At 65.7% G+C, this 20,643-nt stretch carries 19 protein-coding genes and 1 pseudogene; 14 read left to right on the top strand and 6 right to left on the bottom strand.

Going from position 1 to position 20,643, the window contains the following annotated elements:
* Positions 1–64: 64 nt before the first annotated feature.
* A complete protein-coding gene (locus J8G26_RS08055; RefSeq protein WP_210568548.1) occupies positions 65–1,543 on the bottom strand; it encodes an ATP-binding protein in 1,479 nt (492 codons plus the stop codon).
* Positions 1,544–1,678: 135 nt separating this feature from the next.
* On the opposite strand from J8G26_RS08055, the gene J8G26_RS08050 reads away from it, so the two are divergent.
* Positions 1,679–2,137 (top strand): very short patch repair endonuclease, encoded by a 459-nt coding sequence (locus tag J8G26_RS08050; RefSeq protein WP_048940592.1) that lies wholly within the window; start codon positions 1,679–1,681, stop codon positions 2,135–2,137.
* Here J8G26_RS08050 and J8G26_RS08045 read toward each other — a convergent pair.
* Together J8G26_RS08045 and J8G26_RS08040 are read right to left on the bottom strand one after the other, a co-directional pair.
* The gene (locus J8G26_RS08045) at positions 2,134–3,753 is read right to left on the bottom strand and encodes a DNA cytosine methyltransferase (RefSeq protein ID WP_029578134.1); all 1,620 of its coding nucleotides are present in this window, start codon (positions 3,751–3,753) and stop codon (positions 2,134–2,136) included. The two genes, J8G26_RS08050 and J8G26_RS08045, sit on opposite strands and share 4 nt — an antisense overlap.
* Positions 3,754–3,814: 61 nt before the next feature.
* Positions 3,815–4,015 carry a helix-turn-helix domain-containing protein gene (locus J8G26_RS08040; RefSeq protein WP_009397209.1) on the bottom strand — a complete coding sequence of 67 codons (201 nt, stop codon included), beginning with the start codon at positions 4,013–4,015 and terminating at the stop codon, positions 3,815–3,817.
* A gap of 224 nt (positions 4,016–4,239) precedes the next feature.
* Between J8G26_RS08040 and J8G26_RS08035 the strand changes: the two genes are divergently transcribed.
* The 11 genes and pseudogenes from J8G26_RS08035 to J8G26_RS19340 form a co-directional block, all read left to right on the top strand.
* Positions 4,240–4,605 (top strand): RAQPRD family integrative conjugative element protein, encoded by a 366-nt coding sequence (locus tag J8G26_RS08035; RefSeq protein WP_029578133.1) that lies wholly within the window; start codon positions 4,240–4,242, stop codon positions 4,603–4,605.
* Positions 4,602–4,835, top strand: a complete 234-nt coding sequence (locus J8G26_RS08030; protein ID WP_009463356.1) for a TIGR03758 family integrating conjugative element protein — start codon at positions 4,602–4,604, stop codon at positions 4,833–4,835. The genes J8G26_RS08035 and J8G26_RS08030 overlap by 4 nt, the downstream gene beginning before the upstream one ends.
* A 23-nt stretch (positions 4,836–4,858) precedes the next feature.
* Positions 4,859–5,218: a TIGR03745 family integrating conjugative element membrane protein gene (locus J8G26_RS08025; RefSeq protein WP_025513276.1), complete on the top strand. Its 360-nt coding sequence runs from the start codon at positions 4,859–4,861 to the stop codon at positions 5,216–5,218.
* Positions 5,219–5,224: 6 nt separating this feature from the next.
* On the top strand, positions 5,225–5,635 hold the full coding sequence (locus tag J8G26_RS08020) for a TIGR03750 family conjugal transfer protein (RefSeq protein ID WP_020649417.1): 411 nt from the start codon (positions 5,225–5,227) through the stop codon (positions 5,633–5,635).
* Positions 5,632–6,321 carry a PFL_4703 family integrating conjugative element protein gene (locus J8G26_RS08015; RefSeq protein ID WP_210568547.1) on the top strand — a complete coding sequence of 230 codons (690 nt, stop codon included), beginning with the start codon at positions 5,632–5,634 and terminating at the stop codon, positions 6,319–6,321. Before J8G26_RS08020 ends, J8G26_RS08015 begins: the two co-directional genes overlap by 4 nt.
* On the top strand, positions 6,318–7,205 hold the full coding sequence (locus J8G26_RS08010; protein WP_210568546.1) for a TIGR03749 family integrating conjugative element protein: 888 nt from the start codon (positions 6,318–6,320) through the stop codon (positions 7,203–7,205). Before J8G26_RS08015 ends, J8G26_RS08010 begins: the two co-directional genes overlap by 4 nt.
* Positions 7,195–8,613 carry a TIGR03752 family integrating conjugative element protein gene (locus J8G26_RS08005; protein WP_210568545.1) on the top strand — a complete coding sequence of 473 codons (1,419 nt, stop codon included), beginning with the start codon at positions 7,195–7,197 and terminating at the stop codon, positions 8,611–8,613. Before J8G26_RS08010 ends, J8G26_RS08005 begins: the two co-directional genes overlap by 11 nt.
* A complete protein-coding gene (locus J8G26_RS08000) occupies positions 8,594–9,025 on the top strand; it encodes a TIGR03751 family conjugal transfer lipoprotein (protein ID WP_043223459.1) in 432 nt (143 codons plus the stop codon). The genes J8G26_RS08005 and J8G26_RS08000 overlap by 20 nt, the downstream gene beginning before the upstream one ends.
* Positions 9,025–11,904 (top strand): conjugative transfer ATPase, encoded by a 2,880-nt coding sequence (locus tag J8G26_RS07995; RefSeq protein WP_210568544.1) that lies wholly within the window; start codon positions 9,025–9,027, stop codon positions 11,902–11,904. Before J8G26_RS08000 ends, J8G26_RS07995 begins: the two co-directional genes overlap by 1 nt.
* 12 nt (positions 11,905–11,916) lie before the next feature.
* On the top strand, positions 11,917–12,693 hold the full coding sequence (locus tag J8G26_RS07990; RefSeq protein ID WP_210568543.1) for a thioredoxin domain-containing protein: 777 nt from the start codon (positions 11,917–11,919) through the stop codon (positions 12,691–12,693).
* Positions 12,694–12,798: 105 nt separating this feature from the next.
* A pseudogene (locus J8G26_RS19340) lies at positions 12,799–13,002 on the top strand (redox-sensitive transcriptional activator SoxR); the annotation flags it as partial.
* Here the strand turns inward: J8G26_RS19340 and J8G26_RS07985 are convergent.
* Genes J8G26_RS07985 through J8G26_RS07975 form a run of 3 tightly spaced genes read right to left on the bottom strand, consistent with a single transcriptional unit; the run spans position 12,919 to position 18,985 of the window.
* Complete coding sequence (locus J8G26_RS07985) at positions 12,919–14,559, bottom strand: efflux transporter outer membrane subunit (protein ID WP_210568542.1); 1,641 nt, start codon at positions 14,557–14,559, stop codon at positions 12,919–12,921. The pseudogene J8G26_RS19340 and the gene J8G26_RS07985 overlap by 84 nt on opposite strands.
* 8 nt (positions 14,560–14,567) lie before the next feature.
* On the bottom strand, positions 14,568–17,756 hold the full coding sequence (locus J8G26_RS07980) for an efflux RND transporter permease subunit (protein ID WP_210568541.1): 3,189 nt from the start codon (positions 17,754–17,756) through the stop codon (positions 14,568–14,570).
* Complete coding sequence (locus J8G26_RS07975) at positions 17,753–18,985, bottom strand: efflux RND transporter periplasmic adaptor subunit (RefSeq protein WP_210568540.1); 1,233 nt, start codon at positions 18,983–18,985, stop codon at positions 17,753–17,755. The genes J8G26_RS07980 and J8G26_RS07975 overlap by 4 nt, the downstream gene beginning before the upstream one ends.
* Before the next feature lie 256 nt (positions 18,986–19,241).
* Between J8G26_RS07975 and J8G26_RS07970 the strand changes: the two genes are divergently transcribed.
* Positions 19,242–19,511: a glutaredoxin family protein gene (locus J8G26_RS07970; RefSeq protein ID WP_210568539.1), complete on the top strand. Its 270-nt coding sequence runs from the start codon at positions 19,242–19,244 to the stop codon at positions 19,509–19,511.
* A 7-nt stretch (positions 19,512–19,518) separates the two neighbouring features.
* Positions 19,519–20,547, top strand: coding sequence for a 2Fe-2S iron-sulfur cluster-binding protein (locus tag J8G26_RS07965; RefSeq protein WP_210568538.1), 1,029 nt, complete (start codon positions 19,519–19,521; stop codon positions 20,545–20,547).
* The last annotated feature ends 96 nt before the right edge of the window (positions 20,548–20,643 follow it).

Raw genomic sequence — 20,643 nt, 5'->3', positions numbered from 1 at the left:
ATGTTGGCAAGGCCCGAGATGAGCGCGTTGGCGATGTTCCGTTCTTCCGTGATGACTGTGAGGCTCATGCAAAGGTCTCGCTGATGAATTTTTCGGCCAGTTCGATCTGGCCATCGAAAAGGTGCGTCGAGCGCACGATCTGGAGAAAGGCATTCGGATCGCCCGGCCCGTCGCCGTAGAGCACCTTCCTGAGACTCTTCAGGCGCTCCAAAGTCTGACTTTCATCCACCGCCCTCTGGTTGATCTCGCGCGGATGGGTCGAGTAATCGGAATAGATCATCTCCACCGGCAGGGAGGCGGCAATCGAATCCAGCAGGACACGAAGCAGATCCGCATTCTCGGGCGAGAGTCTTGTGCCCAGGGATGCGATGAGCGGGTGCTGCTCGTTGATTGCGAAACGGATGCCGCCGTGATCGGCGTAGCGCTCCCAGAACGGGGCCTGGCTTTCCTGAAAAAGCCTCTGCCCGCGTCCCCGATGCACCGTCACGCTGCGGGCAGTGATCCTGTTGATGATCTGACGCAGGCGCTCCCGCACCGCATGCGGCGGGCGGGCACGCGATTTCTTGATGTCGATGGTCCAGGCTTCGTCCAGACTGTTGGGAAAGTCGATCTTTACCCGCGCCAACTTGGTGGCCTCACCCTTCGGCACGAGTCTGAACCAGTCGCCCCAGGCCATCAGGCGGCCGTTTCGATAGACGTAGCCCCCCTGATTGGAGATGAAGTCACTGCGATCCTGGTAGTAGTCGTACTCGGACGCGGACAGACGACTGTGGTGTGGAAGCACGTAAGGCTGCAGGCGCACCTCGGCCTCGCCGATGCGGACGATCTCCTCCGGAAGCACCTGGGTGGCAGGATTCTTCCTGCAGAAGGGGTCGAATGCCGTAATCGGACGACCATTGACGGTGAGAGAAATCTTGGCATGTCCCTTGATCTCACCCGAGAGAAACCGGTGGAAGACAAGTGACAGATGTCTGCCCACCACCTCAAGCTTCTCATTGACGATCTCGTCTCGACGATCCCCGGCCTCGTCCTCCATCAATCGGTCGAGCTCTCGCCAGATGACGGCCGTGCCCCGGGCGCCGAGCCGTTCGACATAAGGCAAGCCATGGATGTCCGCATCATCCAGGATGGAAAGAATCCAGTCGTCGGCAGCATCGATGCGATCCAGATTCCATTCGGCTCCGCAGACAGTTCCATCGCGCGTGCTCACAACGGTCAGCGAGCGACATTGGGAAAACGAGGCTGTCTTCAGGCCAAGGCCGAAGCGCCCAAGATCCTTCGGCGACCGATGCTGCCTGGGGTTGCCGGTCCCATGACGCATCGCATCGAGCAGCTCGTCTTCCGTCATCCCCCTGCCGTTGTCGAGGATGACCATCACAGGATGCTCACCGGACACATCGCAAATGATGTCGATGGTGTCCGCGCCAGCGGAAATGCTGTTGTCGATCAGATCGGCAATCGCAGTTTCGAGCGAGTACCCAAGGTCCCGCATCGATTCGGAAAGGCAGGCCGCGCTCGGCGGATGACTGCGATCACGAGCCATCGGCTTCCTCTTGCGTCTTCTCGTGAGTCACGTGCATGGTAAGCTCCGAATTGCTGCTTCGGGTGTCGTCTTCATCCGTTCGCATTACCAAGTGGAAGCGCGGAGCTGCCATTTCTGCAGACATTCAGGCGGAAGATGCTCAAGACCATGCGCGTTCCTACCACTCCGCAACGCAGCCGCATGATGTCGAGCATTCGCGGAAAGAACACCCGGCCGGAACGGATACTTCGCTCCCTCCTTTTCGCCAGGGGTTTTCGATATCGACTTCATGTGCGGGGGCTGCCCGGCTCCCCCGACCTTGTGTTCCCGAAGCGCAGAGCAGTGGTGTTCGTCCATGGCTGCTTCTGGCACCGACATGAAGGCTGCCGCTACACAACCACTCCCAGGACCAATGAAGATTTCTGGCGGCAGAAATTCCAGGGAAATGTCGCTCGCGACAGGCGCCATGCGGAGATGCTCCATGCTCTCGGCTGGCGCGTGGCGGTCGTCTGGGAGTGCGCCTTGAGGCACTCGGTCGAGGAGACTGCGCAAGCGGTTGAGGAGTGGCTGCATGGCGATGAAGATGTCCTGGTGATTGGTCAGAGCATTGACTAGCCCGCTTCGGCAAGCACCGGACGCTGTTCTGGCAGGTTTCGCGGCACGCTTCCCGCCGGCCTCTTCTGTACGGCATCACTAGCCTGCCTCCGCCTTCTCCTGCTCATCTCGTTCAGAAGACTACGAACGATCTTGGCCAGTTTGTGGGCAAGCAACGGAGGCACCGCATTGCCGACCTGGGTGTACTGCTCCGTGCGGTTGCCCGCGAAGACGTAGTTGTCGGGAAACGTCTGGAGCCGTGCTGCTTCCCTGACCGTGAGACTTCTGCATTGGGAGGGGTCGTAGTGGATGTAGTAGTGCCCGTCCTTGGCAATGTGAGCCACCACCGTGGTGGACGGTTCGTTCCTGCACTGCACGCGGAACCGATCCTTGAACGGGATCGCTTCGGATTCCCGATCGACATGCACATTGATGTGATCGGGAAGCAGCTTGGGAGGGAACACATCCAGCCGTGGGCAATATCCCCATAAATGAGCGAAGCTGGCCGAGAAAAGATAGCGAGCAAGATCGGATGCCATGTGCGCGCGCGCTTCATGCTGACAGACACCACCCAGGCTTCGGTCGTGAAGCCATTGCTGAAGCTCGGTCGGCTTCTTCGGCCTTCTATAGCCTCGTGGAATGAAGGCGCCACCGGTCGTGGTGCTGGTTGCCGCTGCGGCAAAGGCACGCATTGTCCCGATCATGACGGACTCGTTTTCTGTCCTCCATCCCTTGACGTAAGAGGGGGCAGCCTGAACAGCCTTGCGCCATGCCTCCACTGAATCGCCACGCGACAGCTTGCTGCGGATTCGGGGAAGATCGTCAATGGCCTGTTTGACCGTGACAGGCCTTGCTACTGGTGCCAGCAACTGGTGTTGAGGCATGTCCAGCCCCTTTCTCACGCCGAGCAGAATCACGCGATGCCTGCTTTGCGGGATCCCATGGCGCTCAGAATGGATAAGGTAGTCGGTGGGTTCCAGCGAACTGCCGTCGCCCTTCTTGGTGAAGGATCGGATCTCATATTCGAGCCCCTCGGTCGGCAGCGAAAGATCCGTAATGATCTTCTCGAACATCGGGTCGCCGGAGTGCTTTGAGGAAAGCAGACCCTTGACATTCTCCATCACGAAGATGGTGGGCTTGTGCACCTGGATGATTCTCAGGTACTCCCTGTAGAGGAAGTGCTTTTCATCCTTGTGAAAGTCCTTGTCGTTGGCGCGTCTGGAGCGCCCCGCCAGCGAATACGCTTGGCAGGGCGGGCCGCCGATCAGTACCCAGGTTTCCTGCCCCTTCAGTGCAGCACGAATTTCCCTGTCGATACTGGCTTCGTCGGACTTGCCAAGCTCCAGGCACCTCGCCTCGGCGGCAGCATGCTCGAAGGCGCTGGCCACGGCAGGGATCCTGCGGAAAGCGGCCTCATCGATCTCGCCCCGTATGTAGCTGTAGTAGTGCTTGACGTCCTTGGTGCCACGCAAACGCCTGAACACTGCCCTGAGCGTCAGCGTGCGATGTGCGACAGCATCCTTTTCAATGGAAAGGGCGATCTCGAAGAATGGCTGCCGCTTGTGGCCCTGCAGGGAAGCAAATCCTTCCCCGAGCCCTCCTGGGCCAGCAAAAAGATCAATTATGGGAACTGGCACGCCAGCAATCCTCCCCTTGGTTCTTTCCCGAACGTGATTCGGTTGCCGATTTGGTGCACGCTCACTCTGCCTCCGGCTTCTTCTTGCTGATGCTTTCGGCGATCCACCGATCCAGCTCCGAGCGGCGGAAGCGCCAGGTACCTCCAAGCTTGAACGCCGGAATCTCGCCTTTCTGGGCAAGGCGATAGACCGTCCGTTTCCCGGCTTTGAGGTAGGCCGCGACCTCCTCAAGCGTGAGGATCTCGCTCTCGACTTCAGTCATCCGGAAACCATCCGATCTGGCCTTTCGTAGATTACGATTGCCAAGTTTAGCCAATTCTACCAAGCTGCGGTAGGCGCTGGCCAACTCCGCAATCCCGGGAGCATTGCACGGTTGATCGCCAGCTCGCCCCGGAAATCCGGTCGTGCCGTAGTTCCCATTCCCTGCGGCGCAAAGCGAGAGCGCGCCACAGCATCGTGCCATCCGCATCAACGGGGAATGGCACGATGGGACAGACCAACCGCCGCAAATCCGCATGGCCTGCGCTTGCCATGGTGTTGGCTGTGTCGTTTTCGGCGCTGCAGCCTGCCGTCGCCGCCGACAGCCTCGCCTTGGAGCGTGAGCAGCTCGCCGCGCTCGCCCGCCAACTCGACCTGATCGACCGCCTCGCCGAGCACGCCGCCAATACCGCTCCGCAGGAACGCGCCCGCTACCACTTCGACCATGCCCGCCTGCGCGATGACCTCCAGCGCGTTCGGGCGGGCATCCAGGACTACCTGACGCCGCCGCGCGCCCAGCCGCGCGATTCGGTCGAGCTGTCCGGCGACTACCGCCAGTCCAGCCCGCCCTCCGAACAGGAGGCACCCCAATGAACGCCGCCCAGGTCAGCGCCTTCCAGGCCAACGGCGGCTTTGCCCCCGCCGCCGTGGCCACGGTGGTGCTCGGCCTGGTGTTCGCCGTCCTGCTCCTGTGGGGCGTTTGGGCCATGCGTACCGCCTACACCGGGTGGGCCGAGCAGCGCCTATCCCAGCGTCAGTTCCTGGGTGTCGTCGTGCGATTCGTCGCGATGTACTTGGTGCTGACCTATTTCCTCCTGTCCTGACCACCACGAAAGGCCTGACCACAATGAAGACCCATCCGACTCCACATCGCGCTGCCACCACCATCCTCGCGCCGCTGGCGCTGATGGGCTTGCCATTGGCGGCCCGGGCGCAGGGCCTGCCGACCATCGAGGACCCCTCGCGCGGCCAGGGCAGCGGCATCATGCAGACGCTGCAGAACTACGGCTACGACATCGTGCTGCTGATCGCGCTCCTCGTGGTCGCCTCGATGTTCGTCGGTGTGTGCTACCACGCCTATACGCGCTACTCGGAAATCCATACCGGTCGCGCCACCTGGGGCCAGTTCGGTCTCACCGTGGCCGTGGGTGCGATCCTGCTGGTGGTCGGCATCTGGCTGCTGACCAAGGCCACCGGCGTGCTCTGAGCGGCGATGGCTGCCTTGAACGATATCGCGCGTGACGGGTTGGTGACCTTCCTGCCGCACAGGCTGAACCGCCAGCCCGTGGTGGTGAGGGGCCTGACCGCCGACGAACTTTGGATCTGCGCCGGTCTGTCCGCGGTGGCGGGGTTCATCGCCGGCGTGCCGCTGGCTTGGGCCACGCACAGCGTCGCCATGGTGCCGACCCTGATCGTGGCCGGCGTGGCGGCTGGCGTGTTCGGTGGTGGCGGCTTCCTGCGCCGGCAGAAGCGCGGCCGCCCGGACATCTGGCTGTACCGGCAACTGCAGTGGCGCCTGGCGCTGCGCCATCCGCTGGCAGCGTCCTGGCTCGGTGGGCACCGTCTCATCACGCGGTCTGGGTACTGGACCACCCGGCGCTCACGCGGAGCAGCCGCCTCATGAGCCGTTTCAGGAATGAAGTCCATCACCTGCAGGCCCATGTGCGCACGCTGCGCCTGGGCGCCGGTGCGTTGTTCGTGGTGGCGCTGCTGCTCGGTTTCGGCTGGTGGAGTGCGCCGAGGCAACTGACGATCCACGTGCCCCCCGATCTGCGCTCGGGCAGCACCCGCGCCTGGTGGGATGTGCCGCCCGAGAATGTCTATGCGTTCGCCTTCTACGTCTGGCAGCAGGTACAACGTTGGCCGACGGATGGCGAACAGGACTACCCGCGCAACCTCCACGCGCTGTCGGCCTATTTCACACCGGCCTGCCAGGCCTTCCTGCGCCAGGACTACGAGCACCGGCGCAGCAGTGGCGAACTGCGCCAGCGGGTGCGCGGCATCTACGAGATTCCGGGGCGCGGCTTTGGCGACAACCCCACGATGCGGGTAAAGACGGTTTCCAGCCGCGACTGGATCGTCACACTCGATGTCAGCGCGGACGAGTACTACGGCGCCGAGCAGGTCAAGCGGGCCTTGGTGCGCTATCCGCTGAAAGTGGTGCGGCTGGACGTCGATCCCCAGCACAACCCCTTCGGCCTTGCGCTGGACTGCTATGACGGCGCGCCGCAGCGCATCGAGGCACCGTCGCCGGCAGTGCCTCCGTCTGGCACGCCCGGCGGCGACCCTTCGCAGGGAGGCAATCCATGAAACACCACGTCTTCACCATCGCGGCGAGCCTGGCCCTTGGCTTCGGCCTGGTGCCGGACAGCCATGCCATCGAGATCCTGCGCTGGCAGCGGCTGCCGCTGGCCGTCCCGCTGGTCGTCGGCCAGGAGCGCGTGATGTTCATCGACCGCAACGTGCGTGTCGGCCTGCCCCCGAGCCTGGGCGAGCGGCTGCGCGTGCAAAGCGCGGGTGGAGCCATCTACCTGCGCGCCAGCGAGGCCATCGCGCCGACGCGGCTGCAACTGCAGGACGTGGAATCCGGCGCCATCGTGCTGGTCGACATCGCAGCCACGGACGCGCGGGAAGGCGAGCAGCCGCTGGAGCCTGTACGCATCGTCCTGCAGGACGCCGCCGCGGAGGCCAGCGGTGACACTGCCGCCGGTCCAACCCAAGCAGCGCAACCCGCGAGGCGTCGGCAAACGCCGATAACCGTTGTCCTGACGCGCTACGCGGCGCAGAACCTTTACGCACCGCTGCGCACCGTCGAGCCCGTGGCCGGCATCGGGCGCGTCCCGCTGCGGCGCCCGCTCGCGCTGGACACACTGCTGCCAACGCTGCCGCTGAAGGCGCGGGCGCTGGCGGCCTGGCGACTCGAAGACCAGTGGGTCACCGCCGTGCGCCTGACCAACACCTCGCCTTACCGTATCGATCTCGATCCAAGGGCGCTGCAAGGCGACTTCGTGGCTGCGACCTTCCAGCATCCCGACCTGGGGCCGGCGGGCGCTTCGACCGACACCACGGTGGTCTATCTGGTCACGCGCGGCCGTGGCCTGGCCGAGTCCCTGATGCCGGTGCTCGGCCCCATCGATGCCGGCACGAACTTGCCGCCGGCCGCCGCTGCGGGGAGGACGTCCGATGAGGAGTAATCCCCTGTTGAAGTGGCTGCTGATTCCGATGGCATTGTTGCTGGTGTTCGTCGGTGCCAGGCTGTTCTCAGGCAGTGACGTTGCACCTGGCGAGCAGGATGTCCCGGGGCAGCTCACTCCCGAGGAAATGAAGGCGCTCGGCATCGCGGCCGACACCCCGCGCGATACCGTCGCCACCCTGGTCGCGCAGGTCAAGCAGCTCCGCACCGAGCTGCAGACCGCGCTGAGCGACAACCGCCAGCACAAGGCGGAGAACGAGCGCCTGCGTACCCGCGAGGGTTCGATCGACCAGCGCATCCAGAACGCCCTCGACAGCGAACGCCGCCGCCTGGAACAGGAGCGCATCCAGGCCGCCAGCGACCGGCAGCAGACGCAAGGGCTGATGCAGGAATTGCAGCGCCGCCTGGACGGGCTGTCCGGCAAGGGCGATGCCGCCGACCTGCCGATCGGCCTTGGACTGGACGGGCATGACGGCGGACCGCTCAAGGATGGCGGCATGCGCTGGATCGAACCGGCTGACGCCCGGCCCGATCCGAAGGGCGGTTCGAGCAGCCTGCGCTTGCCCGCCTTTCCCTCCAGCTTCGGCCCGGCCTCGCCGGAGCTGTCGGCTGCGGCGGAGGCCGTCAGCGACAGGACTGCGCAAGCCGTTGGCGGCACCGCCCAGGCGGTCTATACGGTGCCCGCCAATGCCACGCTGATGGGCTCGGTCGCCATGACCGCGCTGATCGGTCGCATCCCCATCGACGGCACCGTCAACGACCCGTTCCCCTTCAAGGTGCTGATCGGGGCCGACAACCTGGCGGCCAACGGGATCGAGATTCCCGACGTGGCCGGTGCGGTGGTGAGCGGTACGGCCTCGGGCGACTGGACGCTCTCGTGCGTGCGTGGGCAGGTCCGTTCCATCACCTTCGTGTTCAGCGACGGCACCATCCGCACGGTGCCGGAGGACGACGGCAAGCGCAGTCGAAGCCAGAACAGCACCAGTCTGCTGGATGGCCTGGGCTGGATCAGCGATCCCTACGGCATCCCGTGCGTCTCGGGCGAGCGCCGCAGCAATGCCCAGCAGTACCTGGGATCGCAGGCGTTGATCACCGCGGCCGGCGCGGGCGCCGCCTCGCTCATCAATTCCGACAACGGCAGCGTGGCCGTGGTCGCCAACAACAACGGTTCGCTGGGCACGGTCGGCATTTCGGGCAACGAGGCCATGGGCCGCATCCTGGCCGGTGGCGTGCGCGACATGGCCGACTGGGTCAACAAGCTCTACGGCCAGGCCTTCGCTGCGGTCTACGTGCAGCCCGGCGCCAGGGTGGCCGTGCACCTGGAGCAGCCGATCGCCATCGACCACGACGCCAAGGGGCGCCGGGTGAATCACCTCATGGGAGAAGCACATGCATCGGACCTGGATTGACCGCCCCCTTGTCCTCCTCGCCGCCGCCGTTCTCGCGGGTTGTGCCACCAGCTCGGAAAAGCTGCTACCTCGGGGCGAGCACACCATGCAGGACATCTGGGAGCACGAGACTGGCGGCTACAGCGGCGGCCAGGCCGGCCGCCTGCTGCTCGACGCACGCCAGGACCTGCGCCGTCCGCTGACCGACGCTGACACCCTCGCGGCGTCCGCCCGGAACGCGGCCTACACCCGCACAGCAGCGAACGAGATCCAGCGACAGTTCCATCGACTGCCGAACCCCGATCTGGTGATGTACGTCTTTCCGCACCTGGCCGGCACCGACCCAGTACCGGTGCCCGGCTACAGCACCGTCTTCCCGCTCTACCAGCGCGTGCAGTACGCGATGCCCGGCGAGCGGCTGGAGGACTACTGATGGGCTGGCGACTGCCGTGGCCGCGTCGTCCGGCCCCCAGGCCAGTCCAGGCCGACATCGAGCCGGACGCCTGGACGCGGCATGTCGACCGCCTCGCTGCGCACGGCATCGACGCACCTGGCGCCGCCCTTGGGTCGAATCATCGGCGACCCGCGACGCGGGCCGACCACGCGGCGCTCTATGACGTGGCGCCGTCTTTCGCCGACCTGCTGCCCTGGGTCGAGTACCTGCCGGCCACGAAGAGCATGCTGCTCGAAGATGGCCAATCGGTGGCGGCGTTCTTCGAGTTGCAGCCGATCGGTACCGAAGGGCGCGAGACCGCCTGGCTGTGGCAGGCCCGCGATGCCTTGGAGAATGCGCTGCAGGACTCCTTCGACGAACTGGACGAGAACCCGTGGGTGGTGCAGCTCTACGCGCAGGACGAAGCCGATTGGGACCACTACCTGCGCACGCTGGAGGCGTACCTGCATCCACGCGCGCAGGGCAGCGCGTTCAGCGAGTTCTATCTGCGCTTCTTCGGGCAGCACCTGCGCGCGATCGCGAAGCCGGGCGGCCTGTTCGAGGACACCACGGTCACTCGCCTGCCGTGGCGCGGCCAGACCCGGCGCGTGCGCATGGTGGTTTATCGGCGCACCCCGGACGCAGCATCGGCCCGGCGGGGGCAATCGCCCGAGCAGGCCCTGGCGACGATTTGCGACCGCCTGGTCGGCGGCCTGGCGAATGCCGGCGTCAAGGCCCGGCGCCTTGGCGCGGCGGACATTCACGACTGGCTGCTGCGCTGGTTCAACCCGAATCCCGGCGCGCTGGGCAGCACGGCCGAAGACCGGGAACGCTTCTACGCGCTCGCCCGCTACCCGGAGGAACAGGAAGAAGGTGAAATCGAGCTGGCCAGCGGCGACTTCGCGCAACGCCTGTTCTTCGGCCAGCCGCGCTCGGATGTCGCGAACGGCCTGTGGTTCTTCGACGGCATGCCGCACCGGGTCATCGTCATGGACCGCCTGCGCTCGCCACCCGCGACCGGACACGTGACCGGCGAGACGCGCAAGGGCGGCGACGCGATGAACGCGCTGTTCGACCAGATGCCCGAGGACACGGTGATGTGCCTGACCCTGGTCGCCACACCGCAGGACGTGCTGGAGGCGCACCTCAACCACCTGGCCCGCAAGGCAGTCGGCGAGACGCTCGCCAGTGAGCAGGCGCGCCAGGACGTGCAGCAGGCCCGCGGCCTCATCGGCAGCGCGCACAAGCTGTATCGGGGCACGCTGGCGTTCTACCTGCGCGGCCGCGACATGGCGCAGCTCGACGCCCGCGGCCTGCAACTGGTCAATGTCATGCTCAATGCGGGCTTGCAGCCGGTGCGCGAAGAGGACGAGGTGGCGCCGCTCAACACCTACCTGCGCTGGCTGCCCTGTCTGTTCGACCCGGTGGCGGACAAGCGGCAGTGGTACACGCAACTGATGTTCGTGCAGCACGCGGCCAATCTGGCGCCGGTGTGGGGGCGCAGCCAGGGCACTGGCCATCCGGGCATCACCTTCTTCAACCGGGGCGGCGGGACGATCACCTTCGATCCACTGAACCGGCTCGACCGGCAGATGAACGCCCACCTGTTCCTCTTCGGCCCCACCGGCTCCGGCAAGAGCGCCACGCTGAACAACATCCTCAACCAGGTCACGGCGATCTACCGGCCCAGGTTGTTCATCGTCGAGGCCGGCAACAGCTTTGGCCTGTTCGGTGACTTCGCCGCTCGGCTGGGCCTGAGCGTGCATCGCGTGAAGCTGGCACCCGGCGCGGGCGTGAGCCTGGCGCCATTCGCCGATGCCTGGCGCCTAGTCGATACACCGGGCCAGGTGCAGACGCTGGATGCCGACGCTCTGGACGAGGACGGCGACACCCATCCGGCCGACGACGGGGATGACCAGCGCGACGTGCTCGGCGAACTCGAAATCACCGCCCGGCTGATGATCACCGGCGGCGAGGACAAGGAGGAAGCGCGCATGACGCGCGCCGACCGCAGCCTGATTCGCCAGTGCATCCTGGACGCCGCTCAGCGCTGCGTGGCACAGGCGCGCACGATGCTGACCCGCGACGTGCGCGACGCGCTGCGCGAACGCGCCCGCGACGCCAACCTGCCGGATGCCCGGCGCGCGCGGCTGCTGGAGATGGCCGATGCGATGGACATGCTCTGCCAGGGCGCAGACGGCGAGATGTTCGACCGTCCGGGCACGCCCTGGCCCGAGGCGGACATCACCATCGTGGATCTGGCCACCTTCGCGCGCGAGGGCTACAACGCGCAGCTCTCCATTGCCTACATCTCGCTGATCAACACGGTGAACAACATCGCCGAGCGCGACCAGTTCCTGGGCCGGCCGATCATCAACGTCACCGACGAAGGCCACATCATCACCAAGAACCCGCTGCTCGCGCCCTACGTGGTCAAGATCACCAAGATGTGGCGCAAGCTCGGTGCGTGGTACTGGCTGGCGACGCAGAACATCGACGACCTGCCCAAGGCCGCCGAGCCCATGCTCAACATGATCGAGTGGTGGATCTGCCTGTCGATGCCGCCCGACGAGGTGGAGAAGATCGCCCGGTTCCGCGAACTTTCACCCGCACAGAAGGCGCTGATGCTGTCCGCGCGCAAGGAGGCGGGCAAGTTCAGCGAGGGCGTCATCCTGTCTAAGTCGATGGAAGTGCTGTTCCGCGCCGTGCCGCCCAGCCTCTATCTGGCCCTTGCGCAGACCGAACCGGAAGAGAAGGCCGAACGCTACCAGCTCATGCGCCAGTACGGCATCGGCGAACTGGATGCCGCCTTCAAGGTGGCCGAAAAGATCGACCAGGCGCGTGGCATCGCATCGCCGCCGCTGTTCCTGCCGAAATGACCGGAGCGCGTCATGTCCTCGAAGCGAACCACCTTGCCGAGCCGGTCCCAGGCCATTCGCAAGCGCGCCGGGCGCCTGCCACGGCTGCCCTGGGTGGTTGCCGGCATCCTTGTGGCCGGCCTGCTGGGCTGGCTCCTGTACCGCACGCCCGGTGCGCCGGCACCACGCACGGGGCCTGAGGTCGCGCAGGCGCATCCGGCCGGCCCACCCTGGCGTCACGGCCCAGCCGATGCGCGCTTCACGCTGACGCTGTACTCCGACCTGGAGTGTCCGTTCTGCAAGGCCTACTACCCGACCCTGATGGCCTGGATCGATGCCCATCCCGAGGCCAGCCTGCGGTGGCATCACCTGCCGCTGGCGATGCACGATCCCGAGGCGAGTCGGCTGGCCCGCGTGGCCGAGTGCGCAGGTGAGGCGCAAGGCCACGAGGCGTTCTTCGATGCCATCGCATGGCTCTACCAAAGCACCCGGGGCGATGGCCAGGGGTTGCCGGCTGACCTGACCTGGCTAGGCCTGACGACCGCCATCCAGGCATGCCTGGACAGTGATCGTTCCGCAGCCATCGTCCGCGCGCAGGCCGACGAGGCCCTGCGCAGCGGCATCAACGCCACGCCCACCGTGCGGCTTGACGACGGCCTGACCGGGAAATCGCTGCTGCTGCACGGTCCGGTCGAGGGCGATGCGCTGCTGTCGGCGCTCGATCTGGTCGCCAGCGATGCGTCGCGCGTTCCAGGGCCTACTCATGCCGCCGACGCGGAACTCAGCGGAGACACCGGCACCCCGCAATAACGACCATCCGGTGATGTCGTCACTCACACGCGAGTTTGCGGTTCGTCCGGGCCTTGCCGTGAGTTCACGCGAGAAGATCCCTTCGCTAGGGATGTGCCCGCCAACCTAACGGCTACGCAATGGTGGGAACTGTCTTCGCACTGGCGCGCCAACCTGGATGAACGCATCACCCGGCTGACACGGCTGCGCGACGAACTGGACAGCAGCATCGGCTGCGGCTGCCTGTCACTGGACCAGTGCCCCTTGCGCAATCCCCAGGACGCGTTCGGAGAGCAGGGACCCGGACCGCGCATCCTGGAACGGGCGTGAGGACGAACGGCCAGGATCAGCGTGGCACAGGACATGCCCTGCGCCGTTGCTGGCAAGCGATTCGGACTTAAGGCATGAGTTGCGTGCCTGTGTACGGATCCCATGCTCCGACCAGCCGCCACCCAGCGCCTTGTACAGGTCGACCCGATTGGTCAGCCGCGCCAGACGCGTACGGACCAGCGCCTGCTGCGCTCCGTACAGCGTGCGGTGGGCGTCAAGCAGGGCCAGATAGTCGTCCATGCCTTCCTGGTAACGTTGCTCGGCCAGTTCGTAGGCGCTGAGACCGGCTTGCACCGACAGTTCTTCCGATTGGATCTGCGCGTCAAGCGTGCCTTTCCTTGCCAGTCCATCGGCCACTTCACGGAAGGCGGTCTGGATGGCATGTTCATAATTGGCGACTTCGATGCGCTTTTGCACATGCGCCAGATCCAGGTTGACCCGCAAGGCGCCTCCCCGGAACAAAGGCAGAGTGATCCTCGGCAGAAAGCTCCAGACTCCCGAGCCAGCGTTGAATAGGTTGTCCAAGTCTGCGCTGGCCGTCCCGGCCGAACCCGTCAGGCTGATGGTGGGAAAGAACGCCGCACGCGCAGCGCCGATATCGGCATTCGCGCCAAGCAGTGTCTGTTCGGCGGCGCGGATGTCAGGTCGACGCGCAAGCAGGTCTGACGGCAGCCCGCTGGGGATCGTCGCGGGCACGACGTCATCCGGCAGAGTAGCGGCTGCGTCCAGCTGCGCGGCAAGTTCCCGCGTCAATGGCTGTCCCAACAGCAGCACCAGGGCATTGCGATCCAAGGCCGTCTGCCGGGTGTAGACCGCATGCTGGGCTTCTGCGTTGCGCAGCGTGATTTCCGCCCGGCGCAGATCCAGCCGGGTCGCGGCGCCGGCGCCCTCTCGCTGGACGGTCAGCTCGTAGGAGCGCCGCTGCGTCTCCAGGGTATCGGCCGTCAGATGCAGCAGTGCCTGATCGGCGCACAGCGACAGATAGGCATTGGCCACTTCGGCCACCAGAGTCATCTGCGTGGCGATGCGGGTTTCGGCCAAGGCCAGATAGGATGCCAGCGCCCGGTCGCTGAGCGAGCGAATGCGCCCCCACAGATCCAGTTCCCAGGCAGACGCAACACCCGCTGCCTCGTGGCGCCGATTGATCCGGGTGACACCCGCCGTACTCAGATCAGCCGGAACACGCTCGACTGCCGAACTGGCGACCGCACCCAGGTTCGGCAGCATGTCGGCGCGCCGGATGCGGTACAGCGCCTGGGCCGCTTCCACATTGAGCGCAGCCTTGCGCAGATCACGATTGTTATCCAATGCGATGGCGATCAATTGCTGCAGGAGCGGGTCACGGAAGAAGTCACGCCAGCCGATGTCGGCCGCAGCCGTTTCCCCGGCCGGAAAGGCGACTTCAGCGGCCTGGGTGGCTCCACTGGGATAAACCGCCGCAACCGGAACTTCCGGGCGTTGATACACCGGGGCCAGGGAACATCCGGCCAGACCCGCGGCGAACGCAAGCGAAACCAGCCCTGCGGCCCTGCGACGAAGTGCGAGTAACGTTTTCATATCAAGCCTCATCCTTGCTCCGTTGCGGACTGACCAACTGAGCCATCGCGAGCGCGGCGGTCACTGCGGCGCAAGGCCAACTTGCGCACCACGACATAGAAAACGGGCGTCAGCAGCAACCCGAACAGGGTCACCCCCAACATGCCGGCGAACACCGCGATGCCCATGGCATGGCGCATCTCCGCGCCGGCACCGCTGGCCAGCACCAGTGGCACGACACCGGCAATGAAGGCGAACGAGGTCATCAGGATCGGGCGCAGGCGCAAGCGCGCCGCCTCCTGCACTGCCGCCAGTGGATCGGCGCCTTCGTGTTCCTTGGCACGGGCGAATTCCACGATCAGAATGGCGTTCTTGGCGGCCAGGCCGACCAGCACGACAAAACCGATCTGCGTGAAGATGTTGTTGTCGCCACCGGCGAGCCAGACGCCCGCGATTGCCGACAGCAACGCCATGGGTGCGATCAGCAGTACGGCGAAAGGCAGCGACCAGCTGTTGTACTGGGCAGCCAGGATCAGGAAGGCGAGCAGTACCGCCAGCGGAAAGATGTACAGCGCCGAGTTGCCCGCCTGCTTTTCCTGGTAAACCAGATCCGTCCACTCGAACGTCATGCCTTCCGGCAGGGTCTCGCGCACGATCTTCTCGATGGCGTCCGTGGCCTGGCCAGACGAGTAGCCTGGCGCGGGGCCCCCGCTGATGTCTGCCGACGGAAAGCCGTTGTAGTGGATGATGCGGTCCGGGCCAGATCCGCGCGAGATGCGCACGAACGCACTGAGCGGAATCATGTCCCCGTCGGCATTGCGCACCTTGAGCTGCCCGATGTCCTCGGCCTGCATGCGGAACGGCGCATCGGCCTGGGCCATGACCTTGTAGGTACGGCCAAAGCGGTTGAAGTCGTTCACGTAGAGCGATCCGAGGTTGATCTGCAGGGTTTCGAACACATCGGTGAGCGGCACGCCCAGCGACTTGGCCTTCACGCGATCCACGTCCACCGCCAGCTGCGGCGCATTGGTCTGGAAGCTGGCGAGCATATTGGCCAGTTCGGGCGCCTGCATAGCCTTTGCCATGATCTGGCCCTGCGCCTGCGCCAGGGCTTCGAAGCCCAGCCCGGCCCGATCCTCGATCTGCAGCTTGAAGCCACCCATGGCGCCCAGCCCGGGCACGGGCGGTGGCGGGAACATCCCCACGAAGCCGTCCGGGATCTGGCTGAACCTGCCCATCAGCCTGCCGGCGATGGCATTGGCCGACAGCGACGGATCCTTGCGCTCGTCGAATGGCTTGAGCATGGCGAACATCAGGGCCGAATTCGGTACGTTCACCGGACCATTGACCGACAGGCCCGGAAAAGCCACCACGCTTTCCACGCCGGGCTCGGCCAGGGCGATGTCGGACATCTGTTTGACGACCGCCTCGGTGCGGTCGAGCGACGCGCCGCTGGGCAATTGGGCGATGCCGACCAGGAAGTACTTGTCCTGGGCCGGCACGAAACCGTTGGGCACCTTGTGGAAGCCCAGCCAGGTCAGGCCGACGAAGCCGGCATACAGCAACAGCACGACGGCGCTGCCACGCACGGCCCGGCGCACGGCGCCCACATAGGCACCCGAAGCACGCTCGAAGAAACGGTTGAAACGATGGAAGAACCCACCGAGCGCGGCTTCAATGGCACGTGTCAGCCAGTCGGCCTGCATCGTGCCGTGATGCGGCTTGAGCAGGATGGCAGCCAGCGCGGGCGACAGGGTGAGCGAATTGATGGCCGACAGGATGGTCGAGATGGCGATGGTCAGGGCAAACTGCCGATAGAACTCGCCCTGCAGACCGGACAGGAAGGCGGACGGGATGAAAACCGCCGCCAGCACCGAGGTGATGGCCAGGATAGGCCCGGTCACCTCGTCCATGGCCTTGCGCGCAGCCCGCCCGGGCGGCTCGCCCAGGGCCATGTGGCGTTCCACGTTTTCGACCACCACGATGGCGTCGTCCACCACGATGCCGATCGACAGCACCAGGCCGAACAGGGACAGTGTGTTCAGCGAAAAGCCGAACAGATGCATCACCGCGAAGGTGCCGACCAGTGACACCGGAACCGCGACGAGCGGGATGATGGATGCGCGCCAAGTCTGCAGGAACAATACGACCACGATGACGACCAGCACAATGGCTTCCAGCAGCGTGACGGCCACCGATTTCAGCGAGGCGCGCACGAACACCGTGGGGTCGTAAGCGATGCGATGGGAGATGTCCTGCGGGAAGTCCTGCTGCAACTCCCGCATCTTGGCGCGCACGGCATTGGAGACATCGATGGCGTTGGCGCCTGGGCTCTGGATGATCTGCAGTGCCGTGGCCGGTTCACCGTCGATCAGACTGCGCAGGGCATAGGCGTCGGCGCCCAGGGACACGCGGGCCACGTCGCGCAGGCGCGTGACCTGCCCGTCCGCGCCGGTCTTGAGGACGATCTCGCCGAACTGTTCCGCGCTGGTCAGGCGCCCCAGCATGTTGACCGTCACCTGGAAAGCGGCCGACGCATCCGGCTGCTGCCCCACCGATCCGGCGGCGACCTGCACGTTCTGCTCGCGCAGCGCAGCAACCACATCGCTGGCGGTCAGGCCGCGCGTGGCAACCTTGGACGGATCCAGCCAGACGCGCATGGAATACTCGCCCGCGCCCCAGACCAGGACATCGCCGACACCGGGCAGACGAGCCAGTTCGTCGCGTACCTGGCGGATGGCAAAGTTCGACAGGTAGAGCGCGTCATACCGTTTTTGCGGCGAAACGATGTGCACCACCATCAGCACGTCGGGCGAGGTCTTCTGCGTGACGACACCAATGCGCTGCACTTCCTCGGGCAGCCTCGGCAGCGCGCGCGAGACCCGGTTCTGCACCTGGATCTGCGCCATGTCGGGGTCCGTTCCCTGCTTGAACGCGATGGTCAGCGCCATGCGACCGTCGGTGGCCATCTGCGAATTCATGTACAGCATGCCTTCGACGCCGTTGATCGCCTGCTCCAACGGCGCGGCCACGGTATCGGCGATCACCTCGGGATTGGCGCCCGGGTAGCTCGCGGTGACCTGCACCGTGGGTGGGGTGACGGCTGGGTATTCGCTCAGCGGCAGCTGCCAGAAGGCGATGGCACCCGCCAGCAGCATCAACAGGGACAGCACGATGGCGAAGATCGGCCGCGCAATGAAAAAGTGGGGAAACTTCATGGCCGGGCCTCCGTCGCGTCCGCCTTGGCGCCGCTCGGGGCATGCGCATCGGACGTGTCGGTGGATGCCTGCATGGCCACCGGGCGGGGAGCGACCGTCATGCCCGGGCGCACCAGGCCTTTGACGACGATTTTTTCGCCGGCCTGCAAACCGCCATGGATGACGCGCAAGCCGTCCGCCATCGGCCCCAGTTCCACCGGGCGATACTGGGCCTGGTTGTTCTTGTCCACGACCAGCACATAGTGCTTGCCCTGGTCGGTGCCCACGGCCAGATCGGCGACCAGTACGGCCTGGCGCGCTGCGCCGGTGCTCAGACGGACCCGGGCAAACGCCCCAGGCAACAATGCTCCATCCGGGTTGGGCACGACGGCGCGTGCGCGAATGGTGCCGGTGCCGCGGTCGATCTGGTTGCCCAGGAAATCGAGCTCGCCCCGATACGGGAAGCCCTTGTCCGTACTCAATCCCACGTCGACCGACAGCGCTGGCCGCCCACCCGTACCATCGGGCCGGCGATGCCTGACCGCGTTCAGATAGGTGGCTTCATCGACGTCGAAGTACACATGCAGGGGATCGACCGAAACGATGGTGGTCAACAAGCTGGCGGTGCCTGTCGCACCACCACTGACCAGATTGCCCTCGGTCACGAACACGCGATCGACGCGGCCGGAGATCGGAGCCGTGATGCGCGAGTACGTCAGATCCAATTGCGCGGCGGCAACGGCTGCCTTGGCGGCCTGCACTTCGGCACGCCGGGCATTCCGCGTTGCCGCCGCATCGTCATGGATCTTGCGCGAGACCGCGCCTGTGGACACCAGGCGCTCGGCGCGCGCGAAATCCACCTCGGCCTGGTTGGCCAGTGCCTCGGCCTGGCGCAATTGCGCGGCAGCGGTATCCAGCGCAATCTGGAACGGTCGCGGATCGATCTGGAACAGCAGCTGTCCCTTGCGGACCAGGCCGCCCTCCGGAACGCGGACCACATCGACGGAGCCGCTCACCCGCGAATGCAGTTCTACGGTCTCGGGCGCAGCGATGAAGCCGGTGAACTCGGAAGACGGCGCGATGACACGGGTCATGACTTCCGCCACCGGCACCTGCGGCGCCGACGGCGGACCGGCAGACGTGGCCTTGTCCTGCGCCGTGTTGTCCGGCGCATCACCGACCGCAAAAGCCAGCCCGGCGGCAGCGGCGACGATGCCCGCCATCACGGCAATCTTGTAGTTTCTATGCATGGAATGCCCCTTTCTTTGTCGCAGGGCTTCGGCCCTTCCGAAGCATCTCTGCGGTAGTTCCGGGCAATGCTGCGGGTTACAACGAAGGGAAGGTCAAGCCATCGGCCTGCAGCGCCATGACGGCAACATTTCTCGTCGTGGCCCAGCAATTCGATGGTCTGCGTCACCCTGTGCAAACGGTCGGGTGTTGACCTTGCAATGGTGGCAAGGACTAGATTGGGCCGCCTCGTTCAAGCCCCAATGCACCGGAGCCAGCATGCAGAACACAGTCCCCACACGCCGTCTTCTCCTCTACACGACGCCGACCTGCCCCGATTGCCTGGCGCTCAAGCGCTGGCTCGCGTCGCAGGGGATCGCCTTCGAGGAGCGCGACCTGACCGACCCGCGGATCGCGGCCGAGGCCAAGTCCCGCACCGGCGTGCGGGTCGCCCCCATCTCGGTCATCGGCAACGAGGTGTTCTACGGCAGCTTCGAACGCCAGAAGCCGGGCCTCGCGAGAGCACTCGGCCTGACGGCGGGGAATTGAGCGGATCATGGCGGTGAAGACCCTCTTCATCCGGCAGGCGCCCGCCGTGCTGGAAGTCGCGGACGGGCAGACCTTGCTCGAGGCGGCGCTGGCGCAGGACGTTCCTTATCCGCATGGATGCCGTGCCGGCCGCTGCGGCGCTTGCAAATCGCGCCTGGTCGCGGGCGAGGTGGACTTGTTGCCGCATTCCCGCCATGCCTTGACGGACGATGAGAAGGCCGGCGGCCTGATCCTCGCGTGCCGGGCCGTGCCCAGGACGGACGTGGCCGTGGCCTGGGTCGCATCCGACCTGGCCGCGCTGCCGCCTTCCTGCATGCGGGAAGGCGTGGTCCTGTCCATCGACGCGTTGACCCACGATATCCGGCGGGTCCGGATCGGCCTGACCGATGGCGCCCCGCTTGCCTTCGCTGCGGGGCAGTACGCCGATATCCGGTTCGGGAATGCCCCCGCGCGCAGCTATTCGATGGCCAACCCGCCAGGCGACCCGGTGCTGGAATTCCACATCCGCCGCGTGCCCGGAGGCGTGGTCTCGGGACACGTCCATACTGTCCTGAAACCAGGCGATCCGGTGACGCTGGAGATCCCGCGCGGCGCATCGCACCTGCGCGACGGCCATTGCGGGCCGATGCTGTGCCTGGCCGGCGGCTCGGGGCTGGCGCCCATCAAGGCGATCGTCGAAACCGCGCTGGCGCTCGGCATGCGGCAGCCCATCCACGTCTATTTCGGCGCCCGCGAAGAGCATGACCTGTATCTGACCGGGCATTTCCAAGACCTGGCCCGCCGGCACGCCAACTTGTGCTTCGTCCCCGTGTTGTCCGAGGCACGCGCCACCCGCCATCGTCGCGGCCTGGTCACCCGGGCCGCCGCGGAAGACCTGCCGCGCCTCCACGGCTGGAAGGTCTATGCCGCCGGGCCGCCGGCGATGGTGGACGCAGCGATGGAAATGGCGTTCGCCCGCGGCCTGGCGGCGGAGGATCTGCACGCCGACGTGTTCTTCACCCCGGATGCCCTGGCGCCAGCCGGCGGCGAGGCCTGACGACGGCGCCCGTCCCCCCTGTTCCCGACCGCTTGACTTTCCCATGATGGCAAGCTTTACGCTGGCCCCATCTCGAATTCCAACGATGGGAGATCC

The organism is Acidovorax sp. JG5, from assembly GCF_017939685.1.
In the GTDB taxonomy this organism is placed as follows: Bacteria; Pseudomonadota; Gammaproteobacteria; order Burkholderiales; family Burkholderiaceae_C; genus Acidovorax.
Note: the sequence above shows the minus strand (reverse complement) of the source record. Positions and strands in the feature narration are given on the sequence as shown.